The following is a 19,702-nucleotide window of genomic DNA, read 5'->3' on the forward strand; positions in this document are numbered from 1 at the left end:
TCAGCCGGTGGCGACGACCGCCGCCCGTAGCTCGCCGAACGCCGCGCCGAGGGTCTCGGGCGTGAAGTGCGCGTTCAGGCCGCTGGGGTTGGGCAGCACCCAGAGCCGGGCGCCGGCGAGCGGCTCCGGCTGCGGGCCGAACGCCGCCTTCGGCCGGGCGAACCCGATCCGGTACGCGGTCACCCCGACCACGGCGACCCACCGGGGGCGGTACCGCTCGACCTTGCCGGTGAGGATCTCCGCCCCCTCCACCAGTTCGGCGGCGGTCAGCTCGTCGGCCCGGGCGCTGGCCCGCGCGACGATGTTGGTGATGCCCAGCCCGAGGCCGGGCAGCTCGTCCTGCTCGGCGGGGTGCAGCAGCCGGGGCGTGAAGCCGCCCCGGTGCAGCGCCGGCCAGAACCGGTTGCCGGGCCGCGCGAAGTGCCACCCGGTCGCGGCCGACCACAGGCCCGGGTTGATCCCGACGAAGAGCACGTCCAGCCCGGGCGTGACGAGATCGGGGATGGTGCGGTCCGCCGCCGCGGCGAGTTCCTCCCGCGTGGGCCGCGGATACCGGTGCGCGGCGTCCCCGGGGCCGGGTGTCGGTTCGGGGCGGCCAGCCCGTCCGGTGCTACCGGCCCCGGCCGGTCCGCCGGGGGACGGAACCACTACAGGCTCCGTAGCGCGCCACCGTCGACCGGCACGGTGACCCCGGTGAGGTAGCTCGCGGCGGGGGAGAGCACGAACGCGGCCACCCGGCCGAACTCCGCCGGCGCGCCGATGCGGCGCAGCGGGATGCCCGCCTCGGCCTCCGCGCGGGCCCGCTCGGGGTCGCCCGTGGCGGCGAACAGCTCGACGTTGCGGTCGGTCATGATCCGCCCGGGCAGCAGGCCGACCATCCGTACGCCCCGTGGCCCGTACTCGTCGGCGACGTCCTTGGCCATCCCGACCAGGCCGGGCCGCAGGCCGTTGGAGATACCCAGGCCGGGCACCGGCGAACGTGCCGAGGTCGACAGGACCAGCCCGATCGCGCCGCCGTCGCCCTCGCCCAGGGCGGCGGCGACCGTACGCACCGTGCGGACGGTGCCCAGGAAGACCGTCTCGAAGGATCGGCGCCACTGCTCGTCGGTGACCGACGCGGCGCTGCCCGGCGGCGGCCCGCCCACCGAGACCAGCGCCCCGTCGAGGCGCCCGAAGTGCTCGCGGGCCGCCCCCACCAGCCGCTCCGGTGTCTCCGGGTCGGCCAGGTCGGCGGTCAGCCCGACGGCCCGCTCCGGCCCGCCGAGGCGCTGGGCGGCGGCGGCCACCGCGTCGGCGTCCCGGGCGGAGAGCACCACGCGGGCGCCGTCGGCGACGAGGCACTCCGCGGTCGCGTAGCCCAGGCCGCGGGAGGCACCGGTCAGTACGTACACCCGATCGGTCAGTCCGAGATCCATGCCGTCGATCCTGCCGTACCGGGGCGGATGCGCCAGCCGGGGGCGGTGGGTCGGGTCAGCGGCGCGCGGGGCGCAGCAGGCGTACCCGACCGGCGAGCTGGACCGCGACGGCGCCGCCGGCGCGCCCCCATCCCGGCAGGCGGCGGGGCCGTGGCGGCTTGTGCCCGTCGTAGTGGTCGGTGGCCTCCCGGGCGGCGAGCTCCTCCGCGCCCAGCGGTGGCAGCGAGCCCCGGTCGCGCAGGTCACGGGCCAGGTCCCAGCCGTCGCGCAGGGAGCCGGCGGTCGGCCGCCCCGCCGCCCACCGGGCGAAGGTCGCCGGCCAGTCCGTGCCGAGGCCGGCGGCGAGCAGCGGCCAGTGCCGGGCCACGTCCCCGGCCCGCTTGCGCAGCAGCGCGGCCCGGGCGGCGGCGAGCGCGGCCGGGTCGAAGCCGGGTGGGGGCGGGCCGTCGGCCACCAGTGCCGCCACCAGTTCCGCCTGCCGGGCGGCCAGGTCGCCGTTCACGTGACCGTCGGGAAGCCGGAGGCGGCGGCGAGGGCGTCCAGCTCGGCGCGGAGCGTGGCCGCGGGCGGGTAGTGCCCGTCGCGTTCCAGCAGCAGCGCCGGCGGCCGGTGCCGGGCGCACAGCTCGCGCAGCAGGTCGAGCACCGCGGGGGGAACCGGGTCGGTGTGGGTGTCGTGGTAGAAGCCGCCGTGGTCGGCGCCGCCCGCCACGTGCAGGTAGGCGATGCGTTCCAGCGGCAGCCGGTCGAGCAGCGCGACCGGGTCGCCGCCCCGGTTGCGGGCGTTGGCGTACACGTTGGCGACGTCGAGCAGCAGGAACGCGCCGGTGCGGTCCAGGATCTCGGTCAGGAAGTCGGCCTCGTCGAGCTCGTCGTCGGGCCAGTCGAACAGGGCGGCGATGGGCTCCAGCGCGAGCGGCGCCGGCAGCTCGGCCTGCGTGCGGGCGACGTTGGCGCAGACCGCGTCGACCGCCTCCCGGCTGCGCGGCAGCGGCAGCAGGTGGCCGGCCTCGACGCCGCCGGCCCGGACGAACGCGATGTGTTCGCTGACCAGTGGCGCCTCGACCAGCTCCGCCACCGCGGCCAGGTGGGCGACCCGGGCCGGGTCGACCGGCTCCGCGCCGCCGAGGGAGAGCCGCACGCCGTGCGGCACGACGGTCACGCCGCGTTCGCGTAGCTCGGCGAGCCCGGCGGGCAGTGGCCCGGTCGCGGTGACGCCCTCCGCGACCACTTCCACGAAGCGCAGCCCGGGCAGGTCGGCGACGAAACCGGCGATCTCCGGTCGCCAGCCGATGCCCACCCCGCGCGGGCCGGTCATCCGCCGCACCCGCCTCCGCAGCCGCCTCCGCAGCCGCCCCCGCCGCCCCCGCCGCCGCCGCACGAGCTGCCGCCACCGCAGCCGGAGGAGCCGCCACCGCCGCTCGCCGCCTGCCGCTGGATCTCGGCCTGCTCGGCGAAGCCGGGGTCCATCGCCCACAGCGACGCGGTGCCGAACAACGCCACCCCCATCGCCGCGCCCGCGGCGCCGTAGGTGGCGTAGGCGGGGGCGGACGCGGGTGCGAGGTAGGTGTGCTGCTGTCGCAGGCCGCGCAGCGCGCGGGTGGCGGCGCGGGTCCGCCAGGGCACCCGGTGCAGCAGGACGGACACCACGACCAGCGGGATCTGGCTCAGCACGAGCCAACCCACCGGGCGGTCGTTCGACAGGCCCGCGATGATCCGGAACATGCCGACCGCCAGCAGGAGGGTGAGCAGGAACGACCACGCGCGCAGCGTCCTCCGGCGCGCCTGCGTCAGCGCGAGCCCGCGCTGCTCCAGGCTGGTCCGGAGCTGGTCGAGCGCCCGGCGTACCCACTCGTCGCGGCGCAGCTCGCGGGTGGTGGCGTGCCGGCCGGCAGCGAGATGGATCGCCTGGTCCAGCGGCGTGGTCCCGGCCGGCAGCTGGCCGCCGGTGGCCAGTCGACGGTCCGGCCGTACGCCGATCGCTCCGCTGCTGCGCAGCCCGGAGAGGGCGGCCCAGATCGCCAGTTGCTCCCCACCGTTGAGGTAGGCGACCTGCTGCGGGCCGAGCTGGCCGACGTCGCCGGCCCCCGGTCCGGCGAGGACGCGGGCGCGGTGGACGACGGCGCCGACGACGACCATGGCGGCGACGAGGAGGTAGACCCGGAGGAAGACGGGCCCGGGGATGCCCCAGGTGTCACCCGGTGCGGCGAGGACAGTCATCTGCTGCTCCTGTCGTGCGAGGGGATCGCGGCCCCATTGTGGGGCAGTCCCGCCACGGCGGATCGGCCGCGAGGGGCGAGTTACCGGACCGATACGTAAACAGTGGAGGCTCCGGACGCCGTGGGGAGGCGAGCCGCGCGAGCGCCGGACGTCCGGGAGGTGACCCCGCGCCAGCGCCGTGCCGGGGTGGCCGGTCAGCGGCGGCGGACCGCCTCCTCGACCAGGTCCAGCACCGGGCCCAGGTCGCCGGCGGGGCGCCCCATCGCCAGGTGCAGCACCAGGCCGTCGTAGGCCAGTTCGAGGAACTGGGCCAGCACGTCGATCGGCACGTCCTCGCGGAGCACGCCCGCCTCCCGCTGGCGGGCCAGCCGCTCGCGGGTCGCCTCGGCGACAGCGGCCGACCGCTCCGCCCACCGCTTGGCGAACGCCGGGTCTGTCCGCAGCCGGCGGGAGACCTCCAACTGGCTGCCGAGCCAGCCGGTGGTGTCGGGGGAGACCGCGCCGGCCAGCAGGTCGCGCATCACCTGGACCAGGCCGTTGCGGGCGACCGTCTCCACCATGGCGGCGGCGTCGTCCTCGGCGACCGCGAGGAAGAGCGAGTCCTTGTCGCGGAAGTGGTGGAAGATCGCGCCCCGGGACAGCCGGGTGGCCTCTTCGAGTCGACGCACGGTGGCGCCCTCGTAGCCGTGCCGCGCGAAACACGCCCGCGCGGCGGCGAGGATCTCCTGCCGGCGAGCGTCGAGCTGGTCCTGACTTACCCTGGGCACGGGTCGATCGTGTCAGGTGACCCCAGGTAACGCAAACCGTACGTACGGCTTGTTGTGGCATGCGAATGATCATCGGGCCTTCGCGGCCCCACTAGGATCGGCGCGTGATGCCACTCCCCACCGCCGTCGCGGTCCCCGCCGCCCCGCTGACCGTCGCGGCCGTGCAGGCCGAACCCGTTCCCGGAGACGTGGCCGGCAACGCGGCCAGCGCCGCCCGGCTGGTCCGCCGGGCGACGGAGCGGGGCGCCCGGGTGGCCGTGCTGCCCGAGCTCTTCCTGCCCGCGTACCATCCGCCGACGCTCGCGGCCGACCCGGTCGGCACGGACGTCGCGGCCGACGCCACGGCGACCGTCGCCGACCCTCGGCTGGACCCGCTGCGCGAGGCCGCCCGTGACGGCGGCGCCGCCGTGGTGGTCGGCGCGGCGGTCCGGCACCCGGACGGGCGGCGGACCATCTCGTCCCTGGTGGTCGACCGGGCCGGTGTGGTCCGCGTCGGGTACGACAAGCAGCAGCTCTGGAGCGGCGAACGCGAGCTGTTCAGCCCCGGCGACCGGGGCGCCACCCTGCTCGTCGACGACTGGCGGCTCGGGCTCGGCATCTGCTACGACGGCTGCTTCCCGGAGCACGGCCGCGCCGCCGCGGCCGACGGGGCGCACGGCTACCTGTGCCCGAGCGGCTACCTGGCCGGCTCCGAGCACCGCCGCGACCTCTACTACGCCGCCCGCGCGCTGGACAACACGATGTACGTGGTGTTCGCCAACGCCGTCGGCGGCGCGGACCCGTGGCGGTTCAACGGTGGCGCCGCGGTCTACGACCCGGAGGGCCGGCCGCTGGCGCGCGGCGCGGACACCGGCGAGGCCGTGCTGGTCGTCGCGCTGGCGCCGGAGGCCCTCGCCGCCACCCGGGCGGCCCACTCCATGCTGCTCGACCGCCTTCCCGACCAGGGACGCGCCCGTTCGTCGCTGCCGGCCTGACGGAGGCCGCCGCTCGGGGCGGCTCGGGTAATTCGGTTGACCCGGCGCCGCCGGGCCGTGAACATGGACGGCGCATCGTGCACCCGGGCGTGCGCCCGGTCGAGGAGAGGGGGTCGGTCATGGCCGTCTTCGCAGGTCACCTCCACCTGCCTCCATCAGCCTCGAGCAAGGGATCACCACCGCAGTGCGCGATCACGACCTTCCGGCGCGCGAGCGCCGTACCCGCGGCAAGCGCCGCTTCGACGACGACGAACCGCTCTTCCTGAAGCACGGCCGGGCCCCCGAGCCCGCCCCCGCCGACCCCGACGACGAGCCGGACCCCGACACGGGGGAGCGCTGGTCCTCCTGGGACGACGCCGTGCACGGCCCGCAGCCCCACCCGGACTGGCTGGTCACCGAACTGGCTGCGAAGGACACCGAACTCGGTGTGCTCAAGACCGGCAAGGAGGCGGACGTCCACCTGGTGCGCCGGGCCGTGCCCGGCACCGACCGGTCCTGCCTGCTGGCCGTCAAGCGCTACCGGGACGCCCAGCACCGGCTCTTCCACCGCGACGCCGGCTATCTGGAGGGGCGCCGGGTCCGCCGGTCCCGGGAGAACCGGGCGATGGCCGGGCGGACCGCGTTCGGCCGGCAGATGATCGCCGGCCAGTGGGCGGCGGCCGAGTTCGACGCGCTGGCCCGGCTCTGGGAGATCGGCACCCGGTACGGCACGATCTCCGTCCCCTACCCCGTGCAGCTGCGCGGCACGGAGCTGATGCTGGAGTTCCTCGGGGACCCGGCCGAAGGGCTGGCCGCGCCCCGGCTGGCCCAGCTGCGGCCCGAGGCCGCTGAGCTGCGCGACCTGTGGGACCAGATGGTGGACGCCCTGGTGGTGCTCGCCCGCGCCGGCCTCGCGCACGGCGACCTGTCGCCGTACAACCTGCTGGTGCACGCGGGGCGGCTGGTGCTGATCGACCTGCCGCAGGTTGTCGACGTGGTGGCCAACCCGCAGGGGCCGGAGTTCCTGGCCCGCGACGTCCGGGTGGTGGCGACCTGGTTCGCGGCCCGGGGGCTGCCGGCGGGGGAGGCCGACCCGGCGGCGCTGACCGCGCTGCTGCTGCGGGAGGCGGGGATCCGCTGACCGGGTGCCCCGGGCGGCCGGCGCCGGCCGCCCGGGGCCCGCGTCACTGCAGGTAGCGCTCGACCTCGGGCTTGGGGCGCAGCCCCTGGGCGTCCGGGTCGCCGTGGGTCTGCCGGGCGGCCCGCCGCCGGCGCAGCAGGTCCCAGCACTGGTCGAGGGACTCCTCCAGCTCGCGCAGCCGGTTGCGGGCGTCGTCGTCGGTGCCCGACTCGTTGGCCTGGGCGTCGGCGCGCAGCCGGTGCTCCTCGTCGACCAGCTCGGAGATCCGGTTCAGGATGGTCTTGTCGTCCATGCCCTGAGCCTGGCACAGGCGGTGCGGGCGCGCCCGGATTCCACCGCCGGCCGCCCCCCGCCGCGCCGGCCGCTGCGGTAGGTTGCCCAGCCATGGTCCCTACCGTCCGGGCCGCCGGGCCGCGCGACGCGACGCCGGTGGCCGGCCTGCTCCGCGCCGCCGAGCCCCACCTGGTCGTCACGCCCGCGTTGCTCGCCTGGCAGGCGACCGGCAAGCCGGCGGAGCGCTTCGGGATGCTGGTCGCCGAGACGGGAGACGGGATCGCCGGCGTCGCCCGGACGGGGCTGCTGCACGAGAGCGCCGAGCCCGGGCTCGGCTTCGTCAACCTGGTCGTGCGCCCCGAGCGGCGGGGGCGGGGCGTCGGGTCGGCGCTGCTCGCCGCCGCCGAGCAGCGGCTCGCCGGGCTCGGCGTGCGTCGGGTGTACGCGCGGGTGGCCGACGGGCCGGCGGCGCTCTCCTTCGCCGAGGGGCGCGGCTACCGGCCCGGTCGACGCAACCTGATCCTGCGCCTGGACCTGGCGGCGACGTTGCCCGCGCCGCCCGCGCCGCCGCCCCGGGTGCGGCTGACCACGGCCGCCGACCTGCCCGATCCGCACCCGCTCTACGAGGCGGACCTGGCCGCCGCCGCCGACGAGCCGGGCGACGTGGGGATGGACGCGATCAGCTACGCCGACTGGCGGGCCGCGTACTGGGACCGGCCGGACCTCGACCGGGGTCTCACCACGGTGGCCGTGGCGGACGGGGCGGTGGTGGCGTTCAGCGTCGCGCTGACCGACGGCGGCGACCGCTACCTGTCGGGGATGACGGGTACCCGGGCCGAGTGGCGGGGCCGGGGCCTGGCCCGGCTGGTCAAGCACGTCTCGCTGCGGTCGGCCCGGTCGGCCGGCTACCGGCGGGCGTTCACCGTCAACGACGCCGGCAACGACGCCATGCGCGCGGTGAACGAGTGGTTCGGCTACCGCCCGGTGGCCGCCGAGTGGCGTTACCTGCGCTCGCTTTAGGAGTGACGCCCGACACGAACTCCTTCGTGGATCAGCATTCCCATGAGCAAAATTCTCGTACGGCTCTGGCGGGTCCGAACGGGTGATGGCATGCTCTCCGAATCGTGACGTAAGGCAGCCGTCCGGGGGACGGTCTGTCACCACGAAGCGTGACTGTGAGGGGTGCCATGGCTGACCGGAGTTCCGACGGGCCGCACGGGCGGGCGGCGCGGAGCGTGCCACTGTGGAGGATGCTGCCGGGCCTCCTGCGTGACCCGTTGCGCGAACTCGTCGCGCTGGCGGACGCCGCGGAGGGCGAGGTCATCCGGCTCAACGTCGGGACCATCCGCCCGTACCTGGTGACCGAGCCGGCCCACGTGCAGCACGTCCTGCGGGACAACGCGGCCAACTACACCCGCGGCGGGCGGAGCATGCTCTGGCGGTCGGTGCGGCGGTTCACCGGGGAGGGCATCATGTCCGACGGCCCCGAGTGGCAGGCCAGTCGCGCGCGGATGCAGCCGCACTTCACGGCCAAGCGCATCGACTCCCTCGTGGACACCATGAGCCGCGCGGTCAGCGAGGCGGTGGACGGGTTCGAGGAGCCGGCCCGCACCGGCCGGTGGCTGGACATCGGCGCGGAGCTGGGGCGGGTCATCTGCCGGGCGATCAGCAGTGTCTTCTTCGCCGACCGGGTCAGCCTCGCCGACCAGCTGCGGATCGTCGCCGCCCAGGACACCATCGTGACCGCGCTGCGGGCACGGCTGCTCCTGCCCTTCGTGCCCGACGCCGTGCCGGTGCCGGGGGACCGCGCCCTGCGCCGCGCGACCGGTGTCGTCGACGACATCATGCTGCCGCTGGTGCGGGCCGAGCTCGCCCACCCGCGGGACAGCGACGACCTGCTCGCCGCCCTGACCCGCGCGCGGGACGCCGACGGCCGCCCGCTCGACGAACGGCGGGTCCGCGACGACGTGGTGGCCTCGTTCGCCACCGCGACCGAGACCACCTACGCCGTGCTGACCTGGCTGTGGCCGATCCTGGACGCCCACCCCGCGATCGCCGAACGGCTCTACGCGGAGCTGGACGAGGTGGTGGGCACCGACCGGGTGATCAGCCGGGAGCAGTTGGTCGCCCTCACGTACACCCGGTCGGTCGTGGACGAGCTGCTGCGGATGTATCCCGCGGGCTGGCTGCTGCCGCGCGCGGCGTTGGCGGACGACGTCATCGGCGGCACCCGCATCCCCGCCGGCAGCATCGTCGTCGTCAGCTCCTACATCACCCAGCGGCTGGCCCGGTACTGGGACCGCCCGGACACCTTCGACCCCGACCGGTTCCGCGCCGACCAGCCGCGCCGCAGCCACCGGTACGCGTACTTCCCGTTCGGCGGTGGCCCGCACCAGTGCCTCGGCAATCACCTGTTCAACCTGGAGGCTCCGCTCGTGGTCGCCACGATCCTCAGCCGCTACCGCTTCCGGCTGCGCGAGCCCGGGATGCCGCCCAAGCAGCTGGCGGCGGCCCTGCGCCCGGGCAGGCCGGTGGTCATGGCGCTGACCCCGGTGCGCGAGCAGAGGCCGGCATGATCCCGGCGCTGACGACCGCGCAGGACGGCACCGGGACCGGACCGGAGCCGGCAGGCGGCGGGCGGGACGAGCTGCGCGACGCGCGGGAACAGGGGCGGATCTGCGGCGTGGCCGTCCGCGGGCAACGCGACCTCCAGGCGTCGGCCGCCGCGCACCCCGAGCTGTTCCCCGCCGAGCCGTTCGACGCCATGCTGTTCGCCAACATCTCGCTGGCCATCGCGTTCGGTGCCCCGTGGTGCACGCCGCAGCAGCTGCGGGTCGCCAACCGGACCGTGCTGTGGGGCTTCGCCCTCGACTGGCTGATCGACCACCGGGCACAGTCCCAGGACGAGGTCGACCGGCTCGTCGGCCGCTGCGTCTCGGTGGCCGCCGGCGAGCCGCCCGCCGCCGACGACCACCTCGGCGCCTACCTGGCCGCGCTCCAGGACGAACTCGCGACGACCCCGGCCTTCGCCGCACACCGTTCACTGTGGCAGGACAGCCTGGGCGCGACGGTGGGGGCGATGGCCCGGGAGTGGGCATGGAGGGCGGCCTGGCGCTCCGGCGACCGGGCGGCCCTGCCGAGCCTCGACGCGTACCTCGCCAACGCCGACAACCTCGCCTGCACGATCGTCAACGTCGCGCACTGGATCCACACCGGGGACGAGGCCACGCTCGCCCGGCTCGACGACCTGGTCGCGGTCAGCGACGAGGTGCAGCGCGCCCTGCGCCTCGCCAACGACCTCGGCACGTACGAGCGGGACCTGCGCTGGGGCGACCTGAACGCCCTCCTGCTGGTCGACGACCGCGCCGAGGTGGAGCAGCGGCTCGCCGCCCTGGTGGACGACTGCCGGCGGATGCTCGTCCCGCTCCGGTCGGACTGCCCGCGGGAGGCGGACTACCTGGCCCGGCAGATCGGCTTCAGCAGCGGCTTCTACCAGCTGGCCGACTTCTGGGGGATGTCGTGACGGCGGCCCCGGTCGCCGTGGCGGAGGTCGGCGGGCCGGGACTCGCCACCGCCGGGCGGGCGCTCGTGGCGGCGATGGCCGCCAGCCCCGCCGGCACGGTTTCGCCCTCGGTGTACGAGACGGCGCGGCTGGTCAGCGACGCGCCCTGGTTGCCCGGGCACGCCGGGCGCCTGCGCTACCTGGTGACCGCGCAGCGGCCCGACGGCGCGTGGGGGGCGCCCGGCGCGTACGGGCTGGTGCCGACCCTCAGCGCGGTGGAGGCGCTACTGAGGTGCGTGTCCGGCGCCGGGCGGGGCGAGCCGACGCACCTGCCCGCGTCCGTGGTGGACCGCGGCGTCGGGGCGCTGCGGCGGCTGCTGGCCGCCGACGAGCCGGTGCCGGACATGCCGGGCGTGGACCTGATCGTGCCCGCCCTGCTCGACCGGATCGACGCGCTGCTGCGCCCGGCCGGCGACGCCGAGCCGTCGCGGTGGGCGCACGCAACACCGCTGCCGATGCCGCACGGCATGACGCGGCACCGGTCCGAGGCGGTCGGCCGGCTGCTCGCCGCCGGCCGGCCCGTGCCGGAGAAGCTCTTGCACGCCTTCGAGGTGCTGGACGAGCGGACGCGGGTGAACCTGCCCGTCCGGCCGCTCCTGGGCGCCGTGGGCGCCTCGCCCGCCGCCACCGCCGCCTGGCTGGGCGACCCCTCCCGCCCAGGGGTGGACCGGGCGGCGCTGGGCTACCTGACGAACGCCGTCGGGCCGGGGGGCGGCCCCGTCCCGTGCACGACGCCCATCGCCGTGTTCGAGCGGGCGTGGGTGCTCAGCAGCCTCACCCGGGTCGGCGCGGCCCCGGACGTCCCCCGCCGGATGATCGCCGACCTGGCCGCCGTGGTCGGCCCGGACGGCGCGGCGACCTCGCCGGGGCTCCCGACGGACGCCGACACCACCGCCGCCACCCTCTTCGCGTTGGCCCGCCTCGGCCGTCCGGTCGCCCCCGACAGCCTGCTGGCGTACGACACCGGAGCGCACTTCTGCACCTGGCGGGGCGAGGACGGCGCGTCGGTCACCACGAACGCGCACGTGCTGGAGGCGCTGGGCTGGCACGCCCGCCACCAACCGGGGCGACCGCACGCCGACGTGGCGCGCCGGGTGGCCGGCTGGCTGATCGACGGCCAGCTCCCCGACGGCCGGTGGACGGACCGCTGGCACGCCTCGCCGTACTACGCCACCTCGGCGGTCGCCGCCGCCCTGGCCGGGTACGCGCCCGAGGCCGCCGCTGCGGCGCTCGACCGGGCGGTCGACTGGGTGCGGGACACCCAGCGGGCCGACGGCTCGTGGGGGCTGTGGGACGGCACCCCCGAAGAGACCGCCTACGCCGTGCAGGTGCTGCTCGGCAACGGACGGCCGCCGCGGCCGGGTGTCGGCGCCGCCGTGCGGCGTGCGCTGGCCTTCCTCGACGACCACGACGACGTCACCGGGCACGCCGCTCCACTGTGGCATGACAAGGATCTCTACCATCCGATGCTGATCGTGCGGGCCGCCGTGCTGGCGGCGCGGCACCTGGCGCGGCTGAGCGGCCACAGAGGACACTGACCGCCACAGCGGGCCGCGGCCCGCTGCGCAGCGTCATGATCAGCACCGCTTGAGCGATCGTCGTGACACTGCTACCGTGCGCCGGGTCGGTCGAAGCGACACGCGCCTCCGCCGATCGGATGAATCAGGCTCCCCGCCAGGGATGGTTTCGCATGGGTTCCCGCAGCTCGAATCTGCGCCGGAAAGTCGTGGCTATGTTGGCCTCGCTCGTTGCGCTGTGGGCTTTCGCCGCGTGGGTGACGCTGCGGGAGGGCGTCAACCTCATCTGGGTGCAGGCGCTCGACAGCCGGGTCGCCCAGCCGAGTGAGCCGCTCGTGCTGGAGCTGCAGGCGGAGCGCCGGGCCTCCGCGGCGTACCTGGGCGGGGCGGGCGAGCCCGAGCGGGCCCAGCTCGAGGCGCAGTGGCAGCGGACCCAGGCCGTCGCCGACGACTTCCGGGAGTCCGTCCGCGGCTGGCGGGTCGACCTGGCGGCGAGCGACGACACCAAGCAACAGATCGACACGGTCGTCGCCGGGCTGGACCGGCTGGGCAGCGTGCGCGAGTCGATCCGCACCCGCCAGGTGGACCGGGCCGCCGCCGTCGAGGCGTACACCGGGCTCATCGACTCGACGCTGCAGGTGTACGGGTCACTGGGCAACCTGGACGACGAGCAGTTCGCGCGGGAAACCGGGGCACTGATCCAGCTCGTCCGGGTCCGGGAACTCATGTCCCAGGAGGACGCGCTGGTCACCGGGGCGCTCGCCGCGGGCCGGATGACTCCGGAGGAGTCCGCCGCCTTCGCCCGCACCGTCGGTGCGCAGCGCTTCCTCGACAGCCAGACCCGCGACGACCTGGCCGACGCCGACCGGGCACGGTACGAGGCGCTGCTCGGCGGCGAGACGTACACGTCGTTCCGCGCCCTGGAGGACCGGGTGGTCCTCGCGGGACGGACGTCCGGCCCGCCGACCGTCACGGCCGCCCAGTGGCGCGCGGCGGCGGACGTCGTGGCCGAGGAGCAGCAGCGGTTCATCATCGAGGCCGGTGACGCGCTCGTGGACCGGTCCACGCCGATCGCCGCCGGCGTCATCATCCGGCTGGTGCTGGCCGCCGGTCTGGGCCTGCTCGCCGTCGTCGCCTCCATCGCCATGTCGGTCACCACCGCCCGGGCCCTGGTGCGGCAGCTGGAGCGGCTGCGCGACGCGGCGTTCGGGCTCGCCAACGAGCGGCTGCCCGGCGTGGTCGAGCGGCTCGGCCACGGCGAGGAGGTCGACGTCGCCAAGGAGGCGCCCCCGCTGGAGTTCGGCGACGACGAGATCGGCCAGGTGGGCAAGGCGTTCAACGCCGTGCAGGAGACCGCCATCCGCACCGCCGTCGAGCAGGCCGAGCTGCGCCGCAACGTCCGGGACGTCTTCCTCAGCCTGGCCCGGCGCACGCAGGCGCTGGTGCACCGCCAGCTCACCCTGCTCGACGCGATGGAACGCCGCGAGCACGACGCCGAGGAGCTGGAGGACCTGTTCCGGGTCGACCACCTGGCCACCCGGATGCGGCGCAACGCGGAGAACCTGATCGTGCTCTCCGGCTCCACCCCGGGCCGGGCGTGGCGGCGCAACGTGCCGATGGTCGACGTGGTCCGGGGCGCGGTCGCCGAGGTCGAGGACTACACCCGGGTCAACGTGCTGCCCCTGGGCCCGGTCTCGCTGACCGGGCGGGCGGTCGGTGACGTCATCCACCTGCTCGCCGAGCTGATCGAGAACGGGCTGTCGTTCTCTCCGCCGCACACCACCGTCGAGGTGCGCGGGCAGATGGTGGCCAACGGCTTCGCCATCGAGATCGAGGACCGCGGCCTGGGCATGAGCGAGGAGGACCTGGCCGCCGCGAACCACCGGATCGTCGACCAGTCCGAGCTGAACCTGGCCAACGCCTCCCGCCTGGGGCTCTACGTGGTGAGCCGGCTGACCGAGCGGCACGGCGTGCGGGTGCAGCTCAAGGAGTCGGCGTACGGCGGCACCACCGCGGTCGTGCTGATTCCGGCCGAGCTGGTCACCGCCGACGACGCGGACCCGAGCACCTCCGGCGGCTTCCCGGCCGGGGTGCCGGCCACCACGCCGGTGCCGGGCGCGTCCGCTCCCGCCACCGGGCAGCCCACCACGGTGGCGCTGGCCGAGCCGCCGGCCGCGCCGAGGCCGCGGTCGGCCCCGGAGTCCGAGGCCCCTGCCGGGGACTCCGACGGGGGCGCCCTGCCCACCCGGTCGCGCGGTCGGAGCCTGTCGACCACCTCGGCGGAGGAGCGGCTGCCCACCCGGGCGCGCGGCGCGTCGATGCAGCCGGCCCTGGACGGCCCGACCTTCCCGACCGGCCTGCCGGTGGCCGCGGCCCGGCCTGCCGTGGCCGCTCCGCAGACGGTCGCGCCGGCGGAGGACGGCCCTGCGGGGGCCGCCCCGGCGGAGACGGGCACCGGGACCCCGGCGGCCGCCGGCCCGGCGCGGGTGCCCTGCCCCGAGCAGGTGCGTACCGACTCCGGGCTGCCGGTCCGGGTCCGGCAGGCCAGCATCGTGCCGGAACTGCGCGACGAACCCGCCGCGGGGGACGACGACGCGGACACGGTACGCCCGCCGGAGCAGGTGCGCCGGATGATGAGCTCCTACCAGAGCGGCACCCGGCGCGGCCGTACGGACGCCGCCCGGCTGCTCGGCGGGGCCGGCGGCGGCCGGCCCGAGACAGGCGAGGGAGCCGGGGCCGGCGAGGGACCGGACGTCGGCGATCAGCAGGCGACCTGACCGGCACCGCCCGCACTGCGGGGTGACCCCGCGGCGTGGCGGTCAGCCCAGACGAGCACGGCGACAACAGCCGGGGGAGAAGAGGACGACGAGTGGCGCAGAAGACGGCTTCGAGTGCCGACCTGACGTGGTTGCTGGATGATCTGGTCGGCCGGGTGAAGCAGGCCGACCACGCGGTCGCGCTCTCGACGGACGGCCTGTTGATGGCCGCCTCGCGAGGGCTCAGCCGGGACGACGGAGAGCACCTGGCGGCGATGGCGGCCGGCATCCAGAGCCTGGCCCGGGGCGCGGGCAAGCGCTTCGGCGGCGGGCAGGTGCAGCAGACCATCATCGAGATGCAGTCGTCGTTCCTGTTCGTCACGGCGGCCGGGCGCAACGCCTGCCTGGCCGTGCTCGCCAGCGAGGACGCCGACGTCGGCCTGATCGCCTACGAGATGGCGATGCTGGTCACCCGCGTCGGCAAGTACGTCGCGTCGCCGTCGCGGACCGAGCAGCCGGCCGACGAGAAGTAACCGCGATGACGGTGCAGGGGGAGTCCGCCGAGCACCAGTGGGTCGACGACCACGCCGGCCCGGTGGTGCGCCCCTACGCGGTGACCCGTGGCCGGGCCCGGCCGGTCACCGGCACGTTCGACCTGATCTCGCTGGTGACAGCGACCCGAGCGGACGTGACCCCGGAGGTCGGACTGGGTCCGGAGCACCTGGCGATCGTCGGGCTCTGCCAGCGGATCCAGTCCGTCGCCGAGATCGCCGCCCACATGGACCTGCCGGTGGGCACCATCCGGGTCCTGCTCGGCGACCTGGTGGCCCGCAGCCTGGTGCAGGTGCGCGAGCCGCGCACCACAGCCGGCCTTCCCGACAACAGCGTTTTCGAGGCGGTAATCAATGGACTACGGGCACTCTGAGCGGCCGGCGGGAGCGCCGCCACTGCCCACCGCGATCAAGATCCTCGTCGCGGGTGGCTTCGGCGTGGGCAAGACCACCATGGTCGGCGCGGTCAGCGAGACACGCCCCCTGCGCACCGAGGAGGTGCTGACCGAGAGCGGGGTCGGCATCGACGACCTCTCCGGGGTGGAGAGCAAGAAGACCACCACGGTGGCGATGGACTTCGGTCGCATCACCATCAGCGACGACCTGGTGCTCTACCTCTTCGGCACCCCCGGGCAGGACCGCTTCTGGTTCGTCTGGGACGAGCTGGCGCTCGGCGCGATCGGCGCGGTGGTGCTGGCGGACACCCGACGGCTGGCGGACTGCTTCCCCTCCATCGACTACTTCGAGGGGCGCGGCACGCCGTTCGTGGTGGCGGTGAACTGCTTCGAGGGCGCCCGGCAGTACCAGCTCGACGAGGTGCAGTCGGCGCTGAACCTCGACCCCGGGGTGCCGGTGCTGCTCTGCGACGCCCGGCAGCGGGAGTCGAGCAAGGAGGTGCTCATCACGCTGCTGGAGCACGCCATGAAGACCCGGGACGCTCGCCGCCGGTCCGAGTGACCCACCGCGGGGCCGGCGCGCGGGCAGGTGAGCCGCGACGCCGCCTCGCCCGGAGAGCGCCGAGCCGGTACGCGAAAGGGCCCCTCCCGCGCTTGCGGGAGGGGCCCTTTTCGATGGTGCGTCAGCTGGCGATCATGCGGCGCAGCACGTACTGCAGGATGCCGCCGTGCCGGTAGTAGTCCGCCTCACCCGGCGTGTCGATCCGGACCACCGCGTCGAACTCGACGCCGGTGTCGGTGCTGACCTTGACCGTGCGCGGGGTCTCCCCGTCGTTCAGCGCGGTCACCCCGGTGATGGTGAACGTCTCCGTGCCGGTCAGGCCCAGCGACTCGGCGGTCTCGCCGGCCGGGAACTGCAGCGGGAGCACGCCCATGCCGATCAGGTTGGAGCGGTGGATCCGCTCGTACGACTCGGCGATGACCGCCCTGACGCCGAGCAGCATGGTGCCCTTGGCCGCCCAGTCCCGCGACGACCCGGAGCCGTACTCCTTGCCGGCCAGGACGACCAGCGGGACGCCCGCCTCCTGGTAGGCCACCGAGGCGTCGTAGATCGAGGTCTGCTCGCCGGTCAGGTGGTTGACCGTGAAGCCGCCCTCGACACCCGGGACCAGCTGGTTGCGCAGGCGGATGTTGGCGAAGGTGCCCCGGATCATGACCTCGTGGTTGCCCCGGCGGGAGCCGTACGAGTTGAACTCGTGCCGCGGCACGCCGTGCTCGGCGAGGTACTTCCCGGCGGGGGAGTCGGCCTTGATGGAACCGGCCGGGGAGATGTGGTCGGTGGTCACCGAGTCGCCCAGCTTGGCCAGCACCCGGGCGCCGGTGATGTCGACGACCGCCTTCGGCTCCCGCTCCATGCCCTCGAAGTACGGGGGCTTGCGGACGTAGGTCGAGTCGCCGGCCCAGGCGAAGGTGTCGCCGGTCGGGGTGGGCAGCGACTGCCAGCGCTCGTCGCCGGCGAAGACGTCCGCGTACGCCGCGCTGAAGCCGGTGGCGCCGATCGCCGAGGCGATGACGTCCTGGATCTCGGCGGTGTTCGGCCAGATGTCGCGCAGGAACACCGGGTTGCCCTGGCTGTCCTCGCCGATCGGCTCGTTGGCCAGGTCGATGTCCATCGTGCCGGCCAGCGCGTACGCGACCACCAGCGGCGGGGACGCCAGGTAGTTCATCTTGACGTCCGGGTTGATCCGGCCCTCGAAGTTCCGGTTGCCCGACAGCACCGAGACGACGGCCAGGTCGGCCTCGTTGACGGCGGCGGAGATCTCCTCCGGCAGCGGGCCGGAGTTGCCGATGCAGGTGGTGCAGCCGTAGCCGACCAGGTGGAAGCCCAGCTTCTCCAGGTAGGGCGTGAGGCCGGCCCGCTCGTAGTAGTCCATGACGACCTTGGAGCCCGGGGCCAGGGTGGTCTTCACCCACGGCTTGCGGGTCAGGCCCTTCTCCACCGCGTTGCGGGCCAGCAGCGCCGCCCCGATCATGACCTGCGGGTTGGAGGTGTTGGTGCAGGAGGTGATCGCGGCGATCACCACGGCGCCGTGGTCCAGCTCGAACTCGGTGCCGTCGTCGCCGGTGACCCGGATCGGGTTGCTGGCCCGCCCGCCGGAGCCGACCGCGGCCGTCTGCAGGTCGCGCGGGGCGTCGGCCGGGTCGCTGACGCCGTTGGCGGGGGAGTCGCTGGCCGGGAAGGACTCGGCGCTGGCCTCGTCGGCGTGGCCCACGACCCCGAACGGCTTCTCCTGCTGCGGCACGCCCGGCTTGCGGTCGCGGTCGCCACCGGTCTCGTCGGCGGCCACGTAGTCGGTCAGCGCCGAGCGGAACAGCGTCTTGGCGCTGCCCAGCGGCACCCGGTCCTGCGGGCGCTTCGGACCGGCCAGGGACGGCTCGATGGTGCTCAGGTCGAGCTCCAGGCGCTCCGAGTACTCCGGCTCGGCGTCCGGGTCGTGCCAGAGGCCCTGCTCCTTGGCGTACGCCTCGACCAGCGCGACCTGCTGCGGGTCGCGGCCGGTCAGCTCCAGGTAGCGGACGGTCTCGCCGTCGATCGGGAAGATCGCCACGGTGGAGCCGTACTCCGGGGACATGTTGCCGATGGTGGCCCGGTTGGCCAGCGGCACGGCGCTCACGCCCGGGCCGTAGAACTCGACGAACTTGCCGACCACGCCGTGCTTGCGCAGCATCTCGGTGATGGTGAGCACCAGGTCGGTGGCGGTGGTGCCGGCCGGCATCTCGCCGGAGAGCTTGAAGCCCACCACGCGCGGGATCAGCATGCTGACCGGCTGGCCGAGCATGGCGGCCTCGGCCTCGATGCCGCCGACGCCCCAGCCGAGCACGCCCAGGCCGTTGACCATGGTGGTGTGCGAGTCGGTGCCGACCACGGTGTCCGGGTACGCCTGGCCGTTGCGCTCCATGATCGTACGGGCCAGGTACTCGATGTTGACCTGGTGCACGATGCCGGTGCCCGGCGGGACGACCTTGAACTCGTTGAACGCGGTCTGGCCCCAGCGCAGGAACTGGTAGCGCTCCTTGTTGCGCTCGTACTCGAGCTCGACGTTGCGCTGGAAGGCGTCCTCGCGGCCGAACAGGTCGGCGATGACCGAGTGGTCGATGACCAGTTCGGCCGGGGCGAGCGGGTTGACCTTGGTGGCGTCGCCGCCGAGGTCGCGGACGGCCTCGCGCATGGTGGCCAGGTCGACCACGCAGGGCACGCCGGTGAAGTCCTGCATGAGCACCCGCGCCGGGGTGAACTGGATCTCCACGCTCGGGTCGGCGGTGGGGTCCCAGCCGCCGAGCTGCCGGATGTGGTCGGCGGTGATGTTCGCGCCGTCCTCGGTCCGGAGCAGGTTCTCCAGCAGGATCTTCAGGCTGTAGGGGAGCCGTTCGTGGCCCTCCACCTTGCTGATCTTGAAAATCTCGTAGCTCGCGTCTCCGACGCGTAGCTGGGTCTTCGCACCGAAGGTGTCGAGGCTCGCCACGTCGTACTCCTTCACACCAGCGACCGTGAGTAGTCCTGAGCAGTCTGTCGCACCGGCCGGGGTGCCGCCGTGGTTAGGGGACACTTACCGCCGATTCTCGTTGTCAACAAAACCGTACGTCCGTCTTGCTAACTGCGCAACCTCGTGCCATCGTTCGGGACGAGGAGGTGCCCCCATGATCCATCACGTCCAGCTCGTCTGCCCACGCGGCTCCGAGGACGCGTCCCGCGCCTTCTACGTGGGGGTGCTCGGCATGACGGAGAAGCCCAAGCCCCCGGCGCTAGCGGCGCGTGGTGGCTGCTGGTTCACCGGGCACGGCGCCGAACTGCACCTGGGTGTCGAGGACGACTTCCGCCCCGCCCGCAAGGCCCACCCCGGCCTGCTCCGGCCCGACCTCGACGCGCTCGCCGACCGGCTGGCCGCCGCCGGCTACCCGGTCACCTGGGGAGACGACGAGCTGCCCGGGATGCGCCGCTTCCACTCCCACGACGTGCACGGCAACCGCCTGGAGTTCCTCGCCCCGCTCGACTGACTACCCAGGGGCCTGACGCCACGGGTTGCCGGCCACGGAGACGACGAAAGGGCCGGCCCCGTCCGGGGCCGGCCCTTGTCGTTGGTGGTGTGTGGAT

Annotated in this window: 19 protein-coding genes; 11 read left to right on the plus strand and 8 right to left on the minus strand. The window is 74.7% G+C overall.

Translation table 11 applies throughout. The annotated features are described in order from the left end of the window. The 6 genes from mug to AB0L34_RS16935 form a co-directional block, all read right to left on the minus strand. The gene (gene mug, locus AB0L34_RS16910) at window positions 1-648 is read right to left on the minus strand and encodes a G/U mismatch-specific DNA glycosylase (RefSeq protein ID WP_363705375.1); all 648 of its coding nucleotides are present in this window, start codon (window positions 646-648) and stop codon (window positions 1-3) included. Further along, window positions 648-1,415 carry an SDR family oxidoreductase gene (locus AB0L34_RS16915; protein ID WP_363705376.1) on the minus strand — a complete coding sequence of 256 codons (768 nt, stop codon included), beginning with the start codon at window positions 1,413-1,415 and terminating at the stop codon, window positions 648-650. Before AB0L34_RS16915 ends, mug begins: the two co-directional genes overlap by 1 nt. Window positions 1,416-1,470: 55 nt before the next feature. Next, window positions 1,471-1,917 (minus strand): hypothetical protein, encoded by a 447-nt coding sequence (locus tag AB0L34_RS16920; RefSeq protein ID WP_363705377.1) that lies wholly within the window; start codon window positions 1,915-1,917, stop codon window positions 1,471-1,473. Further along, window positions 1,914-2,732, minus strand: coding sequence for a DUF692 domain-containing protein (locus AB0L34_RS16925; protein ID WP_363705378.1), 819 nt, complete (start codon window positions 2,730-2,732; stop codon window positions 1,914-1,916). The genes AB0L34_RS16920 and AB0L34_RS16925 overlap by 4 nt, the downstream gene beginning before the upstream one ends. Further along, window positions 2,729-3,634 (minus strand): TIGR04222 domain-containing membrane protein, encoded by a 906-nt coding sequence (locus tag AB0L34_RS16930; protein WP_363705379.1) that lies wholly within the window; start codon window positions 3,632-3,634, stop codon window positions 2,729-2,731. The genes AB0L34_RS16925 and AB0L34_RS16930 overlap by 4 nt, the downstream gene beginning before the upstream one ends. A 194-nt stretch (window positions 3,635-3,828) precedes the next feature. Continuing rightward, on the minus strand, window positions 3,829-4,401 hold the full coding sequence (locus AB0L34_RS16935; RefSeq protein WP_350685345.1) for a helix-turn-helix domain-containing protein: 573 nt from the start codon (window positions 4,399-4,401) through the stop codon (window positions 3,829-3,831). 107 nt (window positions 4,402-4,508) lie between these two features. Here AB0L34_RS16935 and AB0L34_RS16940 point away from each other — a divergent pair, with 107 nt between their 5' ends. Beyond that, the gene (locus tag AB0L34_RS16940; RefSeq protein ID WP_363705380.1) at window positions 4,509-5,375 is read left to right on the plus strand and encodes a carbon-nitrogen hydrolase family protein; all 867 of its coding nucleotides are present in this window, start codon (window positions 4,509-4,511) and stop codon (window positions 5,373-5,375) included. 184 nt (window positions 5,376-5,559) lie between these two features. After that, window positions 5,560-6,495, plus strand: coding sequence for an RIO1 family regulatory kinase/ATPase (locus tag AB0L34_RS16945; protein WP_357464290.1), 936 nt, complete (start codon window positions 5,560-5,562; stop codon window positions 6,493-6,495). A gap of 43 nt (window positions 6,496-6,538) precedes the next feature. Here AB0L34_RS16945 and AB0L34_RS16950 read toward each other — a convergent pair whose 3' ends face one another. Beyond that, window positions 6,539-6,787 carry a DUF2630 family protein gene (locus AB0L34_RS16950; RefSeq protein ID WP_350709085.1) on the minus strand — a complete coding sequence of 83 codons (249 nt, stop codon included), beginning with the start codon at window positions 6,785-6,787 and terminating at the stop codon, window positions 6,539-6,541. A gap of 92 nt (window positions 6,788-6,879) precedes the next feature. Here AB0L34_RS16950 and AB0L34_RS16955 point away from each other — a divergent pair, with 92 nt between their 5' ends. The 8 genes from AB0L34_RS16955 to AB0L34_RS16990 all read left to right on the plus strand — a co-directional run bounded on the left by AB0L34_RS16955 (window position 6,880) and on the right by AB0L34_RS16990 (window position 16,111). Continuing rightward, complete coding sequence (locus AB0L34_RS16955) at window positions 6,880-7,788, plus strand: GNAT family N-acetyltransferase (protein WP_363705381.1); 909 nt, start codon at window positions 6,880-6,882, stop codon at window positions 7,786-7,788. A 215-nt stretch (window positions 7,789-8,003) separates the two neighbouring features. Beyond that, window positions 8,004-9,344: a cytochrome P450 gene (locus tag AB0L34_RS16960; protein WP_363705390.1), complete on the plus strand. Its 1,341-nt coding sequence runs from the start codon at window positions 8,004-8,006 to the stop codon at window positions 9,342-9,344. Beyond that, window positions 9,341-10,291, plus strand: coding sequence for a terpene synthase family protein (locus tag AB0L34_RS16965; protein WP_363705382.1), 951 nt, complete (start codon window positions 9,341-9,343; stop codon window positions 10,289-10,291). Before AB0L34_RS16960 ends, AB0L34_RS16965 begins: the two co-directional genes overlap by 4 nt. Next, a complete protein-coding gene (locus AB0L34_RS16970) occupies window positions 10,288-11,868 on the plus strand; it encodes a prenyltransferase/squalene oxidase repeat-containing protein (protein ID WP_363705383.1) in 1,581 nt (526 codons plus the stop codon). The genes AB0L34_RS16965 and AB0L34_RS16970 overlap by 4 nt, the downstream gene beginning before the upstream one ends. 152 nt (window positions 11,869-12,020) lie before the next feature. Continuing rightward, window positions 12,021-14,624, plus strand: a complete 2,604-nt coding sequence (locus AB0L34_RS16975; protein ID WP_363705384.1) for a nitrate- and nitrite sensing domain-containing protein — start codon at window positions 12,021-12,023, stop codon at window positions 14,622-14,624. A gap of 92 nt (window positions 14,625-14,716) precedes the next feature. Next, complete coding sequence (locus AB0L34_RS16980) at window positions 14,717-15,136, plus strand: roadblock/LC7 domain-containing protein (RefSeq protein WP_350686945.1); 420 nt, start codon at window positions 14,717-14,719, stop codon at window positions 15,134-15,136. A 5-nt stretch (window positions 15,137-15,141) separates the two neighbouring features. Further along, window positions 15,142-15,528: a DUF742 domain-containing protein gene (locus tag AB0L34_RS16985; protein WP_350686947.1), complete on the plus strand. Its 387-nt coding sequence runs from the start codon at window positions 15,142-15,144 to the stop codon at window positions 15,526-15,528. Beyond that, entirely contained in the window at window positions 15,509-16,111 is a 603-nt protein-coding gene (locus AB0L34_RS16990) for an ATP/GTP-binding protein (protein WP_350709075.1), read from the plus strand. The genes AB0L34_RS16985 and AB0L34_RS16990 overlap by 20 nt, the downstream gene beginning before the upstream one ends. A gap of 121 nt (window positions 16,112-16,232) precedes the next feature. On the opposite strand, the gene AB0L34_RS16995 is transcribed toward AB0L34_RS16990, so the two are convergent. Further along, a complete protein-coding gene (locus AB0L34_RS16995; protein ID WP_363705385.1) occupies window positions 16,233-19,088 on the minus strand; it encodes an aconitate hydratase in 2,856 nt (951 codons plus the stop codon). Between the two features lie 160 nt (window positions 19,089-19,248). On the opposite strand from AB0L34_RS16995, the gene AB0L34_RS17000 reads away from it, so the two are divergent. Next, entirely contained in the window at window positions 19,249-19,605 is a 357-nt protein-coding gene (locus AB0L34_RS17000; protein WP_363705386.1) for a VOC family protein, read from the plus strand. Window positions 19,606-19,702 lie beyond the last annotated feature (97 nt).

Source organism: Micromonospora sp. NPDC052213, assembly GCF_040679695.1.
Classification (GTDB): domain Bacteria; phylum Actinomycetota; class Actinomycetes; order Mycobacteriales; family Micromonosporaceae; genus Micromonospora.

What these genes read in the sequence shown, in the direction of transcription:
- AB0L34_RS16915 (WP_363705376.1), bottom strand. Translation starts at nt 1,415, where the DNA reads ATGGATCTCGGACTGACCGATCGGGTGTACGTACTGACCGGTGCCTCC.
- AB0L34_RS16925 (WP_363705378.1), bottom strand. Translation starts at nt 2,732, where the DNA reads ATGACCGGCCCGCGCGGGGTGGGCATCGGCTGGCGACCGGAGATCGCC.
- AB0L34_RS16930 (WP_363705379.1), bottom strand. Translation starts at nt 3,634, where the DNA reads ATGACTGTCCTCGCCGCACCGGGTGACACCTGGGGCATCCCCGGGCCC.
- AB0L34_RS16940 (WP_363705380.1), top strand. Translation starts at nt 4,509, where the DNA reads ATGCCACTCCCCACCGCCGTCGCGGTCCCCGCCGCCCCGCTGACCGTC.
- AB0L34_RS16950 (WP_350709085.1), bottom strand. Translation starts at nt 6,787, where the DNA reads ATGGACGACAAGACCATCCTGAACCGGATCTCCGAGCTGGTCGACGAG.
- AB0L34_RS16955 (WP_363705381.1), top strand. Translation starts at nt 6,880, where the DNA reads ATGGTCCCTACCGTCCGGGCCGCCGGGCCGCGCGACGCGACGCCGGTG.
- AB0L34_RS16965 (WP_363705382.1), top strand. Translation starts at nt 9,341, where the DNA reads ATGATCCCGGCGCTGACGACCGCGCAGGACGGCACCGGGACCGGACCG.
- AB0L34_RS16975 (WP_363705384.1), top strand. Translation starts at nt 12,021, where the DNA reads ATGGGTTCCCGCAGCTCGAATCTGCGCCGGAAAGTCGTGGCTATGTTG.
- AB0L34_RS16985 (WP_350686947.1), top strand. Translation starts at nt 15,142, where the DNA reads ATGACGGTGCAGGGGGAGTCCGCCGAGCACCAGTGGGTCGACGACCAC.
- AB0L34_RS16990 (WP_350709075.1), top strand. Translation starts at nt 15,509, where the DNA reads ATGGACTACGGGCACTCTGAGCGGCCGGCGGGAGCGCCGCCACTGCCC.
- AB0L34_RS17000 (WP_363705386.1), top strand. Translation starts at nt 19,249, where the DNA reads ATGATCCATCACGTCCAGCTCGTCTGCCCACGCGGCTCCGAGGACGCG.